General features: G+C 62.3%; 17 protein-coding genes. 8 read left to right on the forward strand and 9 right to left on the reverse strand.

The genetic code is table 11. The annotated features are described in order from the left end of the window. Nucleotides 1-19: 19 nt before the first annotated feature. The 3 genes from JIN78_RS06440 to JIN78_RS06450 form a co-directional block, all read right to left on the reverse strand. On the reverse strand, nt 20-1,330 hold the full coding sequence (locus JIN78_RS06440; protein ID WP_200391130.1) for a polysaccharide deacetylase family protein: 1,311 nt from the start codon (nt 1,328-1,330) through the stop codon (nt 20-22). Nucleotides 1,331-1,405: 75 nt separating this feature from the next. Continuing rightward, entirely contained in the window at nt 1,406-2,356 is a 951-nt protein-coding gene (locus tag JIN78_RS06445; protein ID WP_200391131.1) for a M56 family metallopeptidase, read from the reverse strand. 11 nt (nt 2,357-2,367) lie between these two features. Continuing rightward, complete coding sequence (locus JIN78_RS06450; RefSeq protein WP_200391132.1) at nt 2,368-2,742, reverse strand: BlaI/MecI/CopY family transcriptional regulator; 375 nt, start codon at nt 2,740-2,742, stop codon at nt 2,368-2,370. A 111-nt stretch (nt 2,743-2,853) separates the two neighbouring features. Here JIN78_RS06450 and JIN78_RS06455 point away from each other — a divergent pair, with 111 nt between their 5' ends. From JIN78_RS06455 to JIN78_RS06465, 3 genes are all read left to right on the forward strand, one after another. After that, on the forward strand, nt 2,854-3,027 hold the full coding sequence (locus JIN78_RS06455) for a hypothetical protein (protein ID WP_200391133.1): 174 nt from the start codon (nt 2,854-2,856) through the stop codon (nt 3,025-3,027). A 27-nt stretch (nt 3,028-3,054) separates the two neighbouring features. Further along, on the forward strand, nt 3,055-3,519 hold the full coding sequence (locus tag JIN78_RS06460) for a hypothetical protein (RefSeq protein WP_200391134.1): 465 nt from the start codon (nt 3,055-3,057) through the stop codon (nt 3,517-3,519). A gap of 78 nt (nt 3,520-3,597) precedes the next feature. Beyond that, nucleotides 3,598-4,398, forward strand: coding sequence for an alpha/beta hydrolase (locus JIN78_RS06465; RefSeq protein WP_200391135.1), 801 nt, complete (start codon nt 3,598-3,600; stop codon nt 4,396-4,398). 198 nt (nt 4,399-4,596) lie between these two features. On the opposite strand, the gene JIN78_RS06470 is transcribed toward JIN78_RS06465, so the two are convergent. Continuing rightward, a complete protein-coding gene (locus JIN78_RS06470; RefSeq protein WP_200391136.1) occupies nt 4,597-6,645 on the reverse strand; it encodes a TonB-dependent receptor plug domain-containing protein in 2,049 nt (682 codons plus the stop codon). 119 nt (nt 6,646-6,764) lie between these two features. On the opposite strand from JIN78_RS06470, the gene thiL reads away from it, so the two are divergent. Next, a complete protein-coding gene (thiL, locus tag JIN78_RS06475) occupies nt 6,765-7,673 on the forward strand; it encodes a thiamine-phosphate kinase (RefSeq protein ID WP_200391137.1) in 909 nt (302 codons plus the stop codon). Continuing rightward, complete coding sequence (locus JIN78_RS06480; protein ID WP_200391138.1) at nt 7,670-8,920, forward strand: DUF445 domain-containing protein; 1,251 nt, start codon at nt 7,670-7,672, stop codon at nt 8,918-8,920. The genes thiL and JIN78_RS06480 overlap by 4 nt, the downstream gene beginning before the upstream one ends. 9 nt (nt 8,921-8,929) lie before the next feature. Here the strand turns inward: JIN78_RS06480 and JIN78_RS06485 are convergent, their stop codons facing one another. Next, nucleotides 8,930-9,901: a DMT family transporter gene (locus tag JIN78_RS06485; RefSeq protein ID WP_200391139.1), complete on the reverse strand. Its 972-nt coding sequence runs from the start codon at nt 9,899-9,901 to the stop codon at nt 8,930-8,932. 139 nt (nt 9,902-10,040) lie between these two features. Here JIN78_RS06485 and JIN78_RS06490 point away from each other — a divergent pair, with 139 nt between their 5' ends. After that, entirely contained in the window at nt 10,041-13,457 is a 3,417-nt protein-coding gene (locus tag JIN78_RS06490; protein WP_200391140.1) for a DUF7133 domain-containing protein, read from the forward strand. Between the two features lie 69 nt (nt 13,458-13,526). Here JIN78_RS06490 and JIN78_RS06495 read toward each other — a convergent pair whose 3' ends face one another. Then, nucleotides 13,527-13,679 carry a hypothetical protein gene (locus JIN78_RS06495; RefSeq protein ID WP_200391141.1) on the reverse strand — a complete coding sequence of 51 codons (153 nt, stop codon included), beginning with the start codon at nt 13,677-13,679 and terminating at the stop codon, nt 13,527-13,529. Between the two features lie 111 nt (nt 13,680-13,790). Further along, nucleotides 13,791-14,117, reverse strand: coding sequence for a hypothetical protein (locus JIN78_RS06500; RefSeq protein WP_200391142.1), 327 nt, complete (start codon nt 14,115-14,117; stop codon nt 13,791-13,793). Nucleotides 14,118-14,173: 56 nt separating this feature from the next. On the opposite strand from JIN78_RS06500, the gene JIN78_RS06505 reads away from it, so the two are divergent. Continuing rightward, nucleotides 14,174-15,493, forward strand: a complete 1,320-nt coding sequence (locus JIN78_RS06505; protein ID WP_200391143.1) for an alpha-amylase family glycosyl hydrolase — start codon at nt 14,174-14,176, stop codon at nt 15,491-15,493. Here the strand turns inward: JIN78_RS06505 and JIN78_RS06510 are convergent. Together JIN78_RS06510 and JIN78_RS06515 are read right to left on the reverse strand one after the other, a co-directional pair. Beyond that, nucleotides 15,472-15,945, reverse strand: a complete 474-nt coding sequence (locus JIN78_RS06510; RefSeq protein ID WP_200391144.1) for a dihydrofolate reductase — start codon at nt 15,943-15,945, stop codon at nt 15,472-15,474. The two genes, JIN78_RS06505 and JIN78_RS06510, sit on opposite strands and share 22 nt — an antisense overlap. 5 nt (nt 15,946-15,950) lie before the next feature. Continuing rightward, complete coding sequence (locus JIN78_RS06515; protein ID WP_200391145.1) at nt 15,951-16,760, reverse strand: thymidylate synthase; 810 nt, start codon at nt 16,758-16,760, stop codon at nt 15,951-15,953. Between the two features lie 190 nt (nt 16,761-16,950). On the opposite strand from JIN78_RS06515, the gene JIN78_RS06520 reads away from it, so the two are divergent. Further along, nucleotides 16,951-17,832 (forward strand): OmpA family protein, encoded by an 882-nt coding sequence (locus JIN78_RS06520; RefSeq protein ID WP_200391146.1) that lies wholly within the window; start codon nt 16,951-16,953, stop codon nt 17,830-17,832. Nucleotides 17,833-17,846: the final 14 nt, after the last annotated feature.

Below are 17,846 nucleotides of genomic sequence, written 5' to 3' on the forward strand. Positions count from 1 at the left end.
GCGCGGGGCTGCTTTTTTTTTAGCGGGGTTGGTAGGCGGCTTCCAGATCGACCCGGAAGGACCAGCGCATGGGCAGTTCGTATTCGCGCTTGTCTGTGCGGCGCCACTGCACGGTGACCTCGCAGACCGGAATGCGGAGGGGACGGTTGACTTGCCAGCTGAAGGTTTTTTCTTCCTCATTCCAGAGGCCAGGCACTTTGCCAAAACCTGCCACCCGCATCACGATGGACTCGGCATCGAGGTCTTCTTCCTCTCCCAATTGGGCGCTGATGAGGGGAAGGCGCTCGGCGATGAGTTCGCCCGGCTCGGGAGTCACCGGGTGCCGGGTGGTCTGCACCGTCAGGCCGGCGGCTGCCGCACTGGCGCTGGTAGCGCGGAAGGTGGTGGCTTGCTCGAAGACGCCATCCTGGTTTCCCAAGATGATGTAGCGGGGAATGAGCAGGTTGTCGGTGTCACTACGGGTCATCCCCGGATCCACGGTGAAGAGATATTCGTAGCCATGCTCCTTCGCCACCGGGAACATGTCCTCGGTGTAGTAGCCGCCGGGATAGGCGAAGGTGGTGATGGGGCGCTCAAATTTCTTCTCCAGAAAGACCTTGGAAGCCCCGAATTCCTCGTCGAGGAAGTTCTGGTAAGCCTCTTCTCCCTTGCGGGCGGCGGCCTTGAACTTGGAGGGGAAAGGGTGACTGACGGAGTGGGAGCCGATGGTGCAGAGGCCGGACGCCATCATTTCCTCAATCATGGCGGTGGTCAGGGCGCGCCCTCCTCCATCGACATAGTTTTTGTAGAGGAAAATGGTGAAGGGCATCTCGAATTCCTTCAGGATAGGGTAGGCATCGGTGTAGACCGACTTCCAGCCATCATCGATGGTGATGAGGAAGGATTGCGGGGGAATGGTGTCTTCTCCTTTCCGCCATTTGATGAATTGCTCCAGGGAGATGACCGGTTTGCCGAGATTGTGCAGGGCCTCGATTTGTTGGCGGAACTTGTCGGTCTTGATGCGCATCTGGGTGTTGGGCAAATCGGGCGAGAACTCGTGATACCCGAGCACGGAGACGCGGATGCCGTCATCGACGACCTCTTTCTCGGGTTCGGGGAGGGCTTCATCGGGGGACGTCTCTTCCGGCTCTTCCGCCTGCTCGTCTACAGCTCCTTCTGGTTCGTGGGGAGGGGCTTGTTCCTCAGCGGCGGGCCGTTCTAGGGCACGTTCTGGGGCAGAAAGGGGTTCTTCTTCGCGGCTGTCGTTCTCGGTCCCGGGGAGGGGAGGCGCAGGGGACTCGGCTTGCAGGACCAGGAGAGGGCAGAGAACCAGGAAGAGCAGGGAACGCATTGCCGAAGACTCCCGAAAAATAGCTCTCGAAGCAAGCCGGAGTCTGCCCCGGGGGGAGATTTCCTGGTGGAGACCTTAGTTCGCGGGGAAGGGATTGGCGCGCAGACGGAGCTCTGCCTCCTGCAGCAGCGGGAGCGACTCCGGGGAAAAGGCCGCTCTGGCGCTGGGACGCAAGGTGGAAAGGGCGATAGCCGTGCCTGCGGTGAGAATCAAGGTGATCCCGATGGCGGGCCAAGTGAGTGGGCGCCGGGGGCTCAGCAGGTGCTCCACCCGGTCGCGCAGGGTGGACTGGGTTGCCATCGTCATCGCCAGCGCAGGGGAGGGGGCATGGCGGGGGAGGGCCAGATCGCAGAGGGTGTGGGCGTAACGCTTGGCATCGATCCCTGTGGCCAAAACGCGGCGATCACAGGCGAATTCGCACTGGGTCAAGAGCTGGCGGCGCAGGAACCAGGCCAGGGGATTGAACCAGTGGAGGATGCAGGCCAGGCGGGCGGCGAGGGCGCACCAGAGGTCGCGGCGCTGATGATGGCCCAGCTCGTGCAGGAGGACGGCTTCTGCTGTCGGGCCCTGCCAGCTTTGCGCGCAGGAGGGAAGGATGACGCGGCGATGCCAGAGCCCGACGGCGACCGGAGAGGCCAGCTGCGGGTGGAGGCTCAGGGTCACGCGGGGAGAGAATTGCAGGCGCCCTTGCGCCCGCTCGAGGGCTGTCAGCAGAGAGAGCTCGGAGCAGGGGACTGTTTGTTGAAGCCAGCGGCGCAAAGCGAGCCCGTCGAGTAGCAGGCGCAGCAAGAGGAGGCCGACACCGAGAAGATAGGCGGGGGCCACCAGAGTGAGATAGGTCGCGCCATTGCTGGCGGGGAGCCCCGTCGGCAGGGGGAGGGCCACCTTGGGCAAAAGGTCCAGGAGAGGGAGCGCCAGCAAGGTCGCCAAGGTGATGCCGGTCAGCAGGGGCGAGCGACGGCCACCCAGCTGCATGGCCAGGAGGCCGAGGGCGGCGATGAGAATGCTGACTAGGGGCGAGGGCATGGGCGGTCGATCTACTTATCGTCGATGAGGCTGCGAATATTCTCGATTTCTTCCGGCGAGAGTTTTTGATCCTTGGGATCGAGAAGAGCGGCGACGAGATTCTCCGGCTTCCCTTGGAAAAAGGTCCCGAGCAGGTTTTTCAAAGCCGAGCGCTTGGCCGAGTCCTCGCCAATCACGGGCTGATAAAGATAGCGTCGGCCGACCCGGATATGTTTCACCAGCTCCTTGTTTTCCAGATTCACGAGAAGAGCCCGCACTGCGGAATAGCTGGGCGGGTCGGGCAAATTGTCCTGTACTTCCTGCGCCGTCGCTTCTCCCAAGCGATAAATGATGTCCAGAATCTGTCGCTCCCGGCGCGAAATCTGACCTTTCTCCAATCGGTTCATGCCCGCGAAATTACTCGATGCTGCATTTTTGGCAATTGAAATGTTGTTTTTTTGGCAGAAAAGACTTTCTTCCCGGCTTGCACCCTACGGGCAAGCGGCTAGTGTGGAAGGATGTTCAAACTGATGTTGATGCTTTTGTTTGGCGGGCTTCTCGCGCTGGGGGCTTATGAGATCCCAACCGGGGTGGTTGGGCTCAGTGGTCTGGAGCAGGCACAGAAGAAAGCGAAGGCCGCGCAGAAGCCGGTGGTGCTGGTGGTCGCGATCAAGACCCAGCCCGAGACATGAGACACTTGCCCCGGGACCATCAGTTCGTTGGTCAGCAAGCATCTTCTCACTTGGTCGGAGCCGGTCGCGGTTGATCCTTCGGAAATACTGGCTTTGCCCGAGGGCGCCCGCGAGGTGGTCAAAGCCAAGTCGGGGGTGACTCCCAAGGTCTTCGTCATGAACCCTGACTTGACGGCGAGTTTCGGCGAGTTTTCGCACTCCGAGATGACGAGCAAGAATTGGAACACCATCTTCAAGGACGCCAAGACGGCGGTGGGGACGGCTGTGCGGGATGGCTCCTTCCTGAAAGCTGCCGAGGTGGTCACCATTACGGGATCGGCATTGGAGAAGTGGGAGAGTTCGGCTGGCACGGCGATCGAAGCCAAGCTGGTCGCGATTGAGGACGAGTCGGTTTTTGTTTTTGAGACTGCGGCGGGCAAAACCATTCGAGCTTCGGCTGATCAGCTCAGCGAGGCCTCCGTGGCCCGGGCAAAGGCTTTGGGCGAGAAATAGCGCGGCAGCGATGAAGAACCGGCGCCAAGAGCGGCTGATGGGCGGAGCGGTGGGCGCGCGACAAGGCGGGAGGACGGAGTGAAGAGGTCTCCCCGCCTCGCCTACTGGCTCTATCGGGCGGCGCGGCTCCTTGTCCTGGCCTATGGCACGGTGCTCCTTTTTGCCTGGGTGATGGGCGATCGGCTGCTTTTTCAGCCCCCTCCCGCGAGCTATCGTTCCGGGGCAGAGGGATTGGTTCGATTCGGGCCCGGGGATGAGTTTGCGGGAATTTATCTCCCTCCGTCTCAGCCGGAAGGGCCGATTCTGCTGTGGTCCCATGGCAATGCGGAGGATGCCGGGCAAGTCCGCGAGCTGGCTCCTTGGTTGGAAGAAAGAGGCCTGGGGGCTTTTTTCTATGATTATCCCGGATACGGCTTGTCGCGAGGGCGGGCCGACGAAGAGGGAGTCTACCGTTCTGCCGAGGCCGCCTGGCTCTTTCTTCGGGAAAAGGGGCATGCGGAGGAGGAGATCGTGCTTTTGGGCCAGTCTCTGGGCAGCGGAGCGGCGTCCTTTTTGGCCCGGGAAAAAAAGGCAGGCGGCTTGATCCTCGTCTCGCCTTTCAAGTCGGCCTTCCGGGTGGTGACCCGGAGAAAGATTGTGCCGTGGGATCGGTTTGACAATTGGGCCCACTTGCAGGGAGTCGAGATGCCGCTTCTCGTGATTCACGGCGAGGAGGATGAGGTAGTCCCTTTTTCCCACGGAGAGGCGCTCGTCGGTCGCCATGAGGGGAGGAAGCGATTCCTCGCACTCCCGGGGGTGGGGCATAACGACCTCTGGGGGCAAGCGGGGGAAGAGGTGCTGGATGCTCTCCACGAGTTTGTGACCCGGCCGGAAAGTTGATCCCAACCCCCGGTTCATTCGGGTTCAGGGAGGCCCTCTTTTCTGCAGGAAAAGTGCGCGACGGGGCGCGGCTTACCTCTTCTTGGAATCTCTCCTTGGGAGAAAAGAAAGGCCCGGGACGTTTCCGCCCCGGGCTGCACATTCACCTATACGAGTGACGGAAGCGGCCAGACTCCGCTCCCGCCAGGAAAAGCTGAGTTACCAGCGATAGCGGGTGGTGAGGAGGGCTCCGAAGCCGGCGCCATTGACCCCCGAGCCATGCACGCGGTAGTCTTCGTCAAAAAGGTTTTGCAGGGCGATGCTGACGTCGAGGTTCTCGCTCACCTGCCAGCCGCCGGAGAGACTGGCGGTGAGGTAGGCCGGGGTGCCCCCGGGCGGGATGCGCTGGGTGTCGTCTTTATCGTCTTCGGAGAGGCGGTTGGCGCGAGCCGCCGCGATGAGGCGGGCTTCTGCCCACCAATTGCCGGGCTCATAGCGCAGGGCCAGAGAACCACGCAAGGGTGAGAGCCGAGAGAGGGGTTCGGTGATTTCGCGGTTGCTGTTGGTGGCCTCCACGCGGTCGGCATCGCCGTATTGATAGGTCAAAAAGCCCGATAGAGTGAGGCAGTCGGTCAAGCGGTAGCTGGCTTCCGCTTCCGCACCCACCAGCCAGGCTTCTGAACCATTGGTGGTGATGGTCGTGCTACTACCCGGGGTCTCCGGAACACTGGTGATGATGTCGTCGATGAGGGTGTAGAAGACTGCCGACTCCATGGCGAAGCGATCGGCCCGGGCCCGCGTCCCCAGCTCGAAGGTCCAGGTCTTTTCAGGGTCCAGATCAAGACTCCCCAAGGCATTGTTATCGTTGCGGGTGGTCAGGTTGCCGGAAAGATCGTTCACATTGGGGGCCCGGAAGCCCTGTGAGACGCCGCCGAAAGCCGTCCAAGTCTCGTTGAAGTGATAGAGGGCCCGCACATTGAAGACGAGTGAATTCCAGTCATCGTCAGCAGAGATGTCCTCCGAGCCGGTCCAGACCTTGCCCAGCTCGGCCTCGGAATAGGTGTAGCGCAGGCCTGCGGTGGTCTCGAATTGGTCGTTCCAGGGAGTGCGGGCTTGCGCAAAGATGCCCAGCGAGCGGTATTCGGAATCGTCGGCGAGGGGGCGCATGGAGCGGGGATCCCGTCCGGTGCGGCGACCACGGGATTCGATTTCGTCTTCATAGTAGTCGAGCCCGTAGAGGAGTTGACTGCCCACGAGCTCGGACTCCGCCACTAGACTGACTCCGTAGGTTTCGGTCTCGATGACTTGGTTGCGAATGTCGCTGGGTCCCCGGTTTTGGAACTCGGAGTCTTGGGCGGTTTGGTAGGAAAAGGTGGCGGTGTAGCTATCCACCGGTCCCTTGGCGAGGTCGTGCTCGACCTTGAGATAGGTCAGGCTGCGCTCCTGGTCGTAGACCCGGGCGGGGAAGGTGCCGGGGGAAAGCCCTTCCCAGTTGCCGGGATTGTTCTCCGTGGAGTGCCAGCGGTTGACCTCGTCCTGGTTGAGCTGTTGGTGGGCGAGGGTCAGGTGGAAGTCCGCGCTCGGCGACCATTCGAACTTGAGGTCGAGGTTTTGTTCCGGATAGCCGGTTCCCTTCATCTTGCCGAAGGCGTTGGATTCGATGTCGCCGAAGTCTTTCCAGGTGCCTCCGAGAGTCAGCCCCCAGATGCCGCCTTCCCCGATACTTTGTTGCACGCGGGCAATTTGCGAGTTGGAATTGGTGTCGAAGCGATAGAGTGCGCTGCCATGCTGGAAGAAGCCTGCTTCGGCTTCGCGATAGCCCGAGCCGATGGTGATGGAGTTCACGGTGCCGCCCAGGGCATCACTGCCATAGAGCACCGAACCTTGGCTTTTGATCAGCTCCAGTCGATCGAGAGCGAAGCCGTCGATGGTATTGGCATACTGCACGGGCCCCGAGCGGAAGGTGGAGTTATTCAGGCGCACCCCGTCGATAAGGTAGAGGTTCTGGCGCCCGGTGAAGCCGCGGATAAAGGGCGAGCCGTGCCCGTGGGTCGTCTTTTGCACCGAGACTCCTGGGGTGAGCTCGAAGGCTTCGGGCAGAGTGCGGAAGCCTTGATCCAGATATTCTCCGGAAGTGATGACCTCCGTGCTGTAGGGGGTGTCGCGGGAGTCTTCGGCAACGCGGGAGGCGGTGACGACGGTGTCCCGGAGGACATCCTGGGCAGTCAGGCTGGCGGGAATGCAAAAAAGCAAAGGTGTGTATCGCATGTGTGGAGAGAGAAACGCGGCCACAGAAGGATTCTTTGAAGAAAATCGCCCTTTGGACTCCCGGAGAATTGGCAGTTGGTTTTTTGGCAAGCTTTGCCAACTTGGGGGACTTGCCAGCTATGTCCGACTCATCCGATTCTACGAAAATGCATCATCTGGGCGAAGAGGAAATCGTGCGCCGTCTGGTGGCCGGGCTGTCTCAGGGGGAGCGCGTGCTGGTCGGTCCGGGGGACGATTGCGCGGTGATCGATGCCGGGGGGGAAGACCTTTTGTTGCTCAAGACCGATGCGGTCGTGGCGGGGGTGCATTTTTTATCGGAAACGGATCCGGCGCGGGTGGGATGGAAGGCTGCGGCCCGCGTGGTGAGCGACTTTGCGGCCATGGGGGGAAGGGCGGAGGAATTGCTAGTGACCGTTGCCGTGCCGGAAGATTGTGCGATGGCCTGGCTGGAAGGCCTTTACCGAGGTCTGACCTGTTGTGCGCAGGAGTATGGAGCCAGTATCGTGGGGGGCGAGACAGTAGGGCTCCCGGCGGGAGCGGCGGCCATGATCAGCGTGGCGGGCACGGGGCGGGTGGAGCGGGGACGGGTGGTGACCCGGGCCGGGGGGCAGGTGGGCGATGGCATTTGGGTCACCGGGCGCCTGGGTGGCAGCTTTGCCAGCGAGCGGCATCTGGACTTTCTGCCCCGGGTGGCGGAGGGGCAGTGGCTGGCTGCCCATGCGACGGCCATGATGGATCTTTCCGATGGAATTCGGCGGGATCTTCCCCGCCTTGCCGATGCCAGCGGCTGGGGTTTCGAGCTCTGGCGGGAGATGCTTCCGCGTCAGGCGGGTTGCTCGGTGGAGCAGGCCTTGTCCGAGGGGGAGGATATGGAGTTGATTTTTACCGCTGCGGAGGGGGCTTGGGAGGACGAATTTCGGCGCACTTTTCCCTCGCTGGAACTGACCCGCATCGGCACTCTCACCCCGGGAGAGCGCAGTGACCTCGGCTCCGGGGGCTGGCAACATTTCACCACCCAATCAGCATGAAAGACGGACGCGAACGATTGCAACGCATGCGGGCCTTTGCCACCGGGCTCCTCGTGCTCATGGCCTTGACCTATGGGCTTTCTCGTAGTTTGGAGGAATCTCTGGCAGGATGGGGATGGGTGCGGGCTTTCGCCGAGGCCGCGATGGTGGGCGCGCTTGCGGATTGGTTCGCGGTGACGGCTCTCTTTCGCCATCCGCTGGGATTGCCCATTCCCCACACGGCGATTGTGCGGGAGGAGAAGGAGCGCATCGGGGCTCTCGTCGGTCAGTTTGTGCGGGGCAGTTTCTTTACTCGCGAGGAAGTCAGTCGCCAGTGGCGCGACTGGCAGCCGGCGGAGAAGATCACGGCCTGGTTGGCTCGGGCCGAGAATGCCGAAGCTGCGGTGCGGCGGGTGGCGGGCACTTTGCCGGGATTGCTGGCGAAAGCGGACGGGCTGGAGCTTTCCCGCCTGGGGGGAGAAAAGGTGAGGGAGGCCCTGCAGGGGCTTCCCGTGGGGCGCTTGGTCTCCGTGTTGTTGGAGGGTTTTTTGCGGAGTCCCACCCGGCGCGAGGTCCTTGCTCCCATCCTGGGGCGTTTGGGCGAAACAGTGGCTCAGAATCGGGATTGGGTGATGGACGAGGCCCGCAAGGGAGCCCCCATGCGCAAAGCCAAAATTCTCGGCGCGGTGACCGAAGTGGCCGCCATGATGATGTCGGGCAAGGCCATCGAGAAGCTTTCCGGCGAGCTCGCGGCCGCGAGCCAGGACCAGGAGCATGCGCTTTATGAAAAAATCGAGGAGGCTCTCCGCCAGACGCTGCGCGAGCTGCAGGAGGGAGGCGGTGGCGAGTGGGAAGCCTTCAAAGAGCGCGTCCTCGCGGATCCGGAAACCCAGGCCGTGCTTGAGGAAGTCATTCGTGGTGCCGGGCGATACGTGCTGAGCGAGGCCGAGAACTTGGAAAGCGGCAGCGATGGCGGCCGGTGGGCGCAGGTGATTGCCTCCTCGGCTACCCGTCTGCAGGAGAATCCCGAAAAGTTGGCTCACTTTGAGGAGACTCTCGAAAATGCGGTGGCGGGCTTTTTTGAACGCTACGGGAGTGGCATCGAGACCGTCATCAGCCGCACGGTCGATAGCTGGGAGGCGGATGATCTCATTGAAAAGTTGGAGAATCAGGTCGGCCCCGATCTGCAGTTCATCCGCATCAATGGCACCCTCATCGGAGGTTGCGTGGGACTTCTCCTACATGGGGTGGAAATCCTGATTTGGTAAAGCCGGGAGCTATTCCCGGGACCCGGTGCTGGTCCGGGGGGTGCAGGAGGCGGGCTTGGGAGGCCCGGTCGGGGAGAGGCGTTGGGCGGCGAGGAGGGAGAGAATGACGAGGGTGCCGCCCACAAGGAGGCCCCAGGTGGCCTTTTCCCCGGGAATGAGCAGGAGGGACTCGCTCACTCCGCATATGGGGATGAGAAAGCGGTAGCTGGCGAGCAAATTCACCGGATGCTGGGTCGAGAGGTGGTTCCAAAGGGTGAAGGCGAAAGCTGAGACGAAGGCCAGCCAGAGGGTGAGGGCGAGGACCTTGGGGGTCAGGATTTCCGCGCTCTGGGGGGCGGCGGGGCTGCCGGCCGCGAGGAGGACGAGCCCACCGAGGAAGAGGGAAAAGCCCGTTGCCGCCCGGGGACCCATGGTGGGCCGGATTTTGGAAAAAGTGATGATGCCCAGCGCCCCCATCAGGGTCGCGGTGAGGAGACAGAGGAGACCGGGAAGGGAGAAGGGGCGGCCGTCAGCCGGAGTGCTGGTGGCCAGGCTCACACCCACGGCACCGAGGAAGAGTGCGGCCCATTGGCCGCGACTGGGCCAGGGGGTGCGCAGGATGAGGGGAGCCAGCAGCATCCACCAGAAGGAACCGGTGGCGACCATGAGGCTGCCCAGACTGCCGCTGGAGAGATTGAGGCCCAAGTAGAAGAAGAGATATTGACCGATGGTCTGGGTGGCTGCAAAGGCGAGAGTGAGCTTGATGGGGGTGGCGCGGAAGTCCCGCAGTGCTTGACGGGAAAGGAGGAGTAGGACGCCTCCGGCCAGGGTGAAGCGGAGGCCGGCGAACCAATACATTTCGGCTAGGCCGATGGAGAGCCCCTGCTGCTCCCACTCGAGATAGGCGAGCTTGATGCCGGGAAAGGCGCTGCCCCAGAGGACGGCACAAAGGAGGACGGGCGGCAGGATGCGCAGCCAGTGGTGCTCGGCTCGTTCAGGCATGTGCTGGCTATGGAGCGGCAGGCTGTCCTTGGCAAGCGCGGGTTGGCTGAAGGCGGGGGGGAATTTAACACAAGGCCGCGAAAGGTTTCCCAATTGCGGATCGTCTCATAGGCTGGCACCCGCCCGACATCATCTCGTCATGACTTCTCTTTCCTGCTCCCTTTCTCTCTCGACCACTCTTTGCACGACTCTCCTCGCCGCTGACCTGGGTCACGTCCCGGCGGAGGAAAATGCCTCCATTCAAGTGCCCCGGGGATTGACTCTGAAGCTTTTCGCCGATGAGTCGCAGGTGACCAATCCGACGACCCTCTGCTTGGATGATGAGAACCGGGTCTACGTGGGCGAGTCCCACCGTTGGCGCATTCAGGTGCAGGACATTCGGGACGGGGGCAAGTTTCTCAAGGAGCGGGTGGAGGACGACATCCGCTGTTGGACCACCGATGATCGCATGGCCTATCACAAAAAATGGTCCAGCCCGCAGTTCCTGGAGTGGAAGGATTTCACGCGCGAAGCGGAGAAAATTCGCCTCTTGACTGATCATGATGGCGATGGCCGGGCGGATGAATCCGGCTACTTTCGCGATGACTTCAATGATCCGCTGTCCGGCACGGCGGGGGGCCTCATGGAGCGCGATGGCACGGTCTATTTTGCCAATATTCCGGGAATCTATGCCCTCCGCGACCTTGATGGCGATGGTCAGGCTGAGGAGGTCAAGACCCTGGTGGATGGTTTTGGCTGCCGGGTGAGCTTCTCCGGGCATGATCTCAATGGCTTTGCCTTTGGTCCCGATGGCAAGCTCTACTGGACCATCGGGGACCGGGGCTATCATGTGGAGCAAGAGGGGCGGGTCTTTGCCGGAGGGGATACCGGGGCGGTTTTCCGGGCCTTCCCCGATGGCTCGCACTTCGAGGTTGTGCACAAGCGGCTGCGCAATCCCAAGGAGATTGTTTTTGATGCTTTTGGCAACCTTTTCACGGCGGATAACGACTACGATCAAGGGGACAGCGAGCGTATTGTCTACGTCGTGCCCCATGGCGACTCGGGCTGGCACATGGGGCATCAGACGCAGACTTCCTTTGGCACGGCGGTCTTCAAGCATCGCAAACCCCAGTCCAATGATTTGGCCCAGCGAGAGGATCCCTGGATGGCGGAGGGGCTTTGGAAGCCCCGTCACGAGGGGCAACCCGCCTACTTGCTGCCTCCGGTAGCGCTCACGGTCAATGGGCCCGGGGGCTTGGCTTACAACCCCGGGGGGGTCGCTTTGCCCAAACAATTCGACCGCTCGTTCTTCCTGACCAGTTATGTGGGAAGCACCGCGAACTGCAAGGTGGAGACCTTCCGGTTGAACGCCGCCGGCGGGGGCTTTGCCCTCGAGTCCAGTGAACCTTTTGTGAAAAGTCTCGCCGCCACCGATCTCGACTGGGGCACTGACGGGCGGCTCTACCTCTGCGACTACATCGGGGGGTGGGGACAGCCCGAAAAGGGACGAATCTGGACTCTCGCCGATGAGGATGTGCGTCAGAGCAGTCATGTGCAGGAGACTGCCCGCCTGCTGCAGGGCGACTTTTCCGCTCTTTCCCCGGCCCGCTTGCTGGAACTCCTTGCCTTTGACGATCAACGGGTGCGCCAGCGGGCCCAGTTCGCTCTTGCCCAGCTTCCGGCGGCCGAAGCTCGCAAACGGTTTGCGCAAGGGATTCAAGCGGAGGAGCCTTTTTTCCGGCGTCTCCATTCGCTCTGGGGCTTGGGGCAGCTGGCCTTTGCCGAGCCGGAGGCCCTCGCCGACCTGGCCGGGCTCCTGCATGATGAGGAGGAGGAAATGCGCGCCAATGCCGCCCGGGCCCTGGGCTGGCATCCCCGGGGAATGGCTCCCCATCGGGTGCGGTTGCAGCAGCTTTTGCAAGCGGACTCACCCCGGGTCGCTTCGCTGGCGGCCTTTGCCCTCGCCAATGAGGGGCATCCCTCTTCGCTGGCTCCAGCGCTGGCTCTGCTGAGGAAAAATGCGGATCAAGACCTTTACCTCCGCCATGGAGGCATCGTTATTTTGGCCGAAAGCGCCACTCCGGATCAGCTCGCCAAGCTAGCAAATGATGAATCCCGGTCCGTGCGCTTGGCTGCCGTGGTGGCCTTGCGCCGACAAGGGGCGGGCGAGATTGCCCACTTTTTCGAGGACTCCGATCAGGCCGTGCGGCAGGAGGCGATTCGTGGAGCCTACGATGAGCATATCGTCGCCGCCCTTCCCGCCCTGGCCGACCGGGTGGGGGAGGTGGTCGGCCGGGTGGGTTCCGGGGACCATTTCTACCCCCTCACTGCCAAGCGGGCCATTTATGCAGCCTGGCGCACGGGACGAGCTCAGGATGTGGCGGCCTTGGCAAGAATCGCGGCCGATTGGGGCTTGGATGCTCGCCCGCGGCGCGATGCCCTGGTGGCACTGTTGGATTGGAACGAGCCTCCCGTGGCTGATCCCGTGACGGGGACAGCGGTCCCCTTGGGCGAGCAACGTGAGCCCCTGACTGCGGAACAGCTGGCCTTTTTGCCGGATTATTTGGCCCGGGCGGCGAAGGATCCGGCGGGGGAAGAGATGCTGCCACTGGCTCTCCTCCTCGCCGAGGAGACCGGCCGGATCATCGCTGGCGAGGTCCTGCAGAATATCCTCCAGAAGGCGGACTATGGTCTTCGTGCCCGCTTGACAGCGGGCCGCCTCCTGGTGGCTCAGTCAGAGGAAGAGGCTCAAATCCAGAACACGCTGGCCGCTTTGCTGGCGTCGCCGCATTCCGAGCTGCGGAGCTTTGCGCGGGAGTCTCTGCTGAAAACAGATCGGGAGACTGCGCTGGGCCTTCTCGCCGAGGCCTTGACCAACGAGAGCAGCACCGTGCCCGAACAGCAGATGACCTTGCGCATCCTCGGGGAGGAGAAAGGAGCGGCGGCGGCCCAGGCTCTGACCCAGACCATCGCTCGTCTGCAGGCTGGGACTTTGCCCAAAGCTCTCGTCCTCGATGTCCTGCAAGCGGCAGAAAAGTCCTCTGAGCCGACCGTGGCGCAGGCCCTCGCCGCTTACCGGGCCAGCCTGCCCACCGACGATCCCTGGGCCGAATGGTTTGCCGCTTGCGAGGAAGGGGGCGATCGACAGCGGGGGGAGGAGATTTATCTCAATCACGGCGCGGCCCAGTGCGCCCGCTGCCACGTCATGGATGGCATCGGGGGGCAGGTCGGCCCCGAACTTTCTACCATTGGCAAAAGCCGCGACCGGGCCTATCTCCTGCGCTCCCTGCTCACGCCGGGCAGCGAGGTGGCGGAGGGCTTCGGCGTGGTGACGGTGACTCTGCAGGATGGTTCCACGGTGAGTGGCATCAAGCTCGCCGGGAATGAGGACGGGGCAGTTGTGATTCAGGTGGGAGAAGAGAAAAAAGTGATCCCCCGGGAGAAAGTGGCTGGCGAGACGGAGCCGGTTTCCGCCATGCCGCCCATGGGGGGACTCCTCGATCAAGGTCAGATTCGTGATGTGGTGGCTTATCTCGCCAGTCGGCAGGAGGATCAGGCGGACGAAAAGAACAAGTAGCAGCGGTGAGCTGCGTGGAGAAAGGGACCCGGCCAGCGCGGGTGCCCCCGGTCGCGATGAGCGCCGGGCTCAGGGCTTCTTCTCTTCCGCAGGGCTTGCTTCGCCGATCTCGCCAGAGGTCTTGCCTGCGGTAGTGGAGGCGCTCGGCGATTCCTCCGCTGTGGAGACGAGAATGAGCGCACTGAAAAATCCGCTAATCGCGAGAAGAATAATTAATTTCATGATGGGGAGGGGAACGGGCGGGGGGTAGCAGGTGTTAGGCCAGCCTGCAAGGGGGGAGTAAAGCTTTTCAGTGAAAATATCGTCACAAAAAGGCTATATTGATGAGCTATCTTAATCGTTGTTACTTGTTACCTTTTCTTTTTCTTCTTCCGCTAAAAGCTCAGACAGGGCATTGGCTTTTCGTAAGCGATTGATTCGAACCAATCCCGTGGCAAGGATCAGGGGACAGAAGATCCAGACCGCAACATGGTAGGGGGCACCCCCGCCCGGCTGGGCTTGCTCGGCGAGGGTGGCGGCCGCCCGCAGATTGATGGCCGAAAGGGCTGCCCCTCCCACCGTGACATAGGTTAAGGGCCAAATGCCGGTCACCCGGAAGACGGCCACCGCGAATCCGAGAGGAAAGAGGAGGAGAAGCAGTTGCGGAAGGTCGAGAATCATCTTTTTGGCAGGAATCAGGCAGGCCCGGGCGGACCATGACGGGCAGCGGGGGAAAAATGAAGGGCAAAGCTCGTCCTCCGGGAGCGAAGAAGCTCGCCTTTTCCTACCCCGTCCCTTCCTTTGAGGGAGTGACGTCCCCCGGTCCCAGGATTTTGGCCCAGCTCTTCGAGTGGTCTTTCCGTGAGGTGGAGCAGGCCCTCCCGCGGCTCGCCCGCACGGGCTACACCCACCTGCAGCTTTCCCCCGTGCAAAAAAGCCTCGAAAACGGGCATTGGTGGGGCAAATACCAGCCCGTCGACTACCGCCTCATCGAAGGCCCCCTCGGCACGCGCGAGGACCTCATGCGCTTGGCCCGGGCCACGCGGGAACACGGACTCACCCTGGTGGTGGATGTGGTCCTTAATCACCTCGCTGCTGCTCCCTTCGTGAGGGTGGAGCGGGGGAGGCTGCGGGAGGTGGATTTCCCGGACTTCACGGTGGCGGACTTTCACCCCTACGCCCCCATTCGCGATTGGAGCGATGAACGCCAAGTGCGCAATCGCTGGCTCTTCGGAGGGTTGCCCGACCTGAAAACGGAGTCGCCCCGGGTGCGGACCAAGCTGGCCAATCACCTGCGTGACTTGCAATGCTGCGGGGTCGGGGGCTTCCGGCTCGATTCCGCCCGCCACATTCCCCCTGCGGATCTGGCGGCTATTCTGGCTGAGGCCGGGGTCGCCGGGCTCCTCGTGGGCGAGATTGCCGATACCTCGCTCGCCACCTTTGCGCCCTATCTTTCGGCCTTGCCGGGCGTGCATTATTTCGACTTCCCCCATCTCGCCTCCCTGGCGGCGTGCTTGCGGGGGGAACGAGCGATGAGCTCTCTTTTGCCAGAAAACGGCGCGGCCCCCGCCCTGCCTCCCCAGGCGGCGGTGCGCTTCCTCACCAACCATGATTTGGTCAAGGGCGCCAGCAGCCGCAGTGAGGGGATTCGCGATGAGCGCTTCCACCTGCCCGCCGCGATGCACCAGCTGGCGGAGACTTTTCTTTTCGGGTGGGGGGAAGGGGTTCCCTCGGTGTTTGTGGGCGAGCCCGGCGCGGGGCTCTACCCTCCCGAAAGCCCTTCCCTCCAGGCTGGGATCTCCTTTTTTCGTCGCACCCATGGCTTGGCCCGCCAGGTCTGGCTCTCGGAGGAAGCCCGCCTTGCCTGGAATCTCGGGGACCAAGCTTGCGTGTTCGCCAATCGCGGGGGTGCGTTTGCCGGAGGGTGTTTTCCCAGCACTCTCCCAGCCGGAAAGTATCGTGACCTGCTTTCCGGGCAAATGGCGGAGGTCGCCGCAGGAGAAATCCGCTTGCCCTTGCTCGCCGGGGCCCGGGGCTACGCTTTTCTCCGCACGTAGCGCCGGATCTCAAATTCCGCCCTCTCGGAGATTATTTCAGCGCATTCAAAATCCGCCTCATAGGGAGGGAGGTGGGTGTCGCCTTGATGAGTCGTCTTCACGAAAGTGACCAGCATCTCGGCGGTGAGGGGGAGAAAGAGGCGGTAGATTTCCGCTCCCCCAATGAGGTAAACCGGCCCGGGCAAGGTCAGGGGCAGGGAAGTCAGGTCCTCGGGGGCGTGAATCACGGAAACCCCTTCTGCCGTCCAGCTCGGGTCCCGGGTCAGCACGATGTTCTGGCGTCTGGGCAGGGGGCGGCCAATGGAGTCGTAGGTCTTTCGGCCCATCACGATGGGATGCCCGCTGGTCGTCTTTTTGAAAAAGGCGAGGTCGGCTGGCAAGTGCCAGGGCAGCTCTCCACCTGCCCCGATGAGGAGATTGGGGTCGTGGGCGACAATGGCGATCAGTTTCATCACGTTCAGACGGCCACCGGGGCCTTGATGGCAGGGTGAGGATCGTAGGCAAGAAGGGAAATATCGTCGAAGGTGAAGTCATCGAGATTTCGCACCGCCGGATTGAGCTCCAGACGGGGCAGCGGGCGCGGTTCGCGGCCCAGCTGCTTGCGCGCTTGCTCAAGGTGGTTGGAGTAAAGGTGCAAATCGCCGAAAGTGTGCACGAAGTCGCGGGCTTCATAGCCACAGACCTGGGCCATCATTTCCGTCAACAAGGCATAGGAAGCAATGTTGAAGGGGACCCCCAGAAAGAGGTCGGCCGAGCGCTGGTAGAGTTGGCAGGAGAGGCCCGGGCGCTCGCTATCAATATCGTGCACGTAGAATTGGAAGAGCAGGTGGCAGGGAGGAAGGGCCATCTCGTCAACCACTCCCACGTTCCAGGCCGAGACCACATGGCGGCGGGAGTGGGGATTGTTCTTGAGGGAGTCCACCACGCGCGCAATCTGGTCCACCACTCCTCCATTCGGCTTGGGCCAGGAGCGCCACTGCTGGCCATAGACGGGCCCGAGATTGCCCTCCGCATCCGCCCATTCGTCCCAAATGGTGACTCCGTTTTCCTTCAGGTAGGCAATATTGGTTTCCCCTTTGAGGAACCAAAGCAGTTCGTGAATGATGGAGCGCAAGTGCAGCTTCTTGGTCGTGAGACAAGGAAAACCCTCCCGCAAATCGTATCGGCTCTGGTGGCCAAAGACAGAAAGGGTCCCCGTCCCCGTGCGGTCGCTGCGGGCTTCTCCGTGTTCGAGGACGTGGTGGAGCAGGTCGAGGTAGGTGCGCATGGCTGGCGAGGGGGCAGAGTAGGCAGGCTTTCCCCTCCTCGAAAGCAAATTCATGCTCCGCCGCCGCAGGACGAGCTTGGGGCGTCATCTCCCGCCCTTGGGATGGACTTGGCTGCCCTTTTTCTTTAGCATGAATCCTCCAGCAAGCTTCCTCTCCTCCTTTTTCCGAATTTTCCCTCCATCGACAACCATGGCCGACCACATCGAGCGACGACCTCGCAAATCCTTTCTTTCCTATCTGGTGGAGATTTTTATCTTCCTCTGTGTGGTCGCCGTTTCCGCCGGGCTGGGTTGGTTCGTGGGTCGTTCCGACGTCAAGGACGTGCGAGCGATCAACCGCCAATTGCAAGAGGAGCGGGCCAAAAGCGCCGAGCTGCGGCAAGAGCGGACCGAATTGCGAGCCCAGCTGACCGCGGCCTTGGCAAGCGACGCCAACCGGCAGGAAACCGATGTCGACCAATTGCTCGCCCGCAAGGAGGCGGAGTGGAAGCGGGAATTCAACCGGGTGCGCATCGAGGCCGAGGTGGAAAAGGCCCGGCGCGTTGAAGAACTGGAACGGGAAATCCGTCAGCTCAAGATCGATCAGCGCATTCGCGAAGAAATGGCCTCCGGGGATGATTCCGCAGTGCCCGAGAGCGTGGCCCAGGGCCTCACCCCCCGGGCTCGCCAGGTTTGCGCGGACCTCCTCGCTTGGGAAGCCCTCGAGCCCGAGGCCCGGGAAGCCGCCCGGAGCAAGCTCGCCAACGACCTGGGGGCCCGCTCTCTGGTGCGGGTGAAGTTTGCCAGCGGCAGCGCCCATGTCGGCAATGACGACCTCGATGCCCTCCGCGTCGCGATGGCCGATACCAAGGACTATTCTCTCATCTTGGCCGTCGGCTTTGCTGATACCGGCGGAGATGAAGAACTCAATCGCGAACTCGGCAGCCTGCGCGCCAAACACACCGCCGACGCCCTGCGGGAACTCTTGCGGGGCAATCAACTGGTCGAATACGTTTATCTCGGGGAAACTGATCGCTTCGGCGAAAAGCGGGCCGACAACCGCGCGGTGGAAGTCTGGGAGCTGCAGCGCTGAGGCCCGCAATCCAC

The sequence above is a fragment of the Roseibacillus ishigakijimensis genome (assembly GCF_016595415.1).
Classification (GTDB): domain Bacteria; phylum Verrucomicrobiota; class Verrucomicrobiia; order Verrucomicrobiales; family Akkermansiaceae; genus Roseibacillus; species Roseibacillus ishigakijimensis.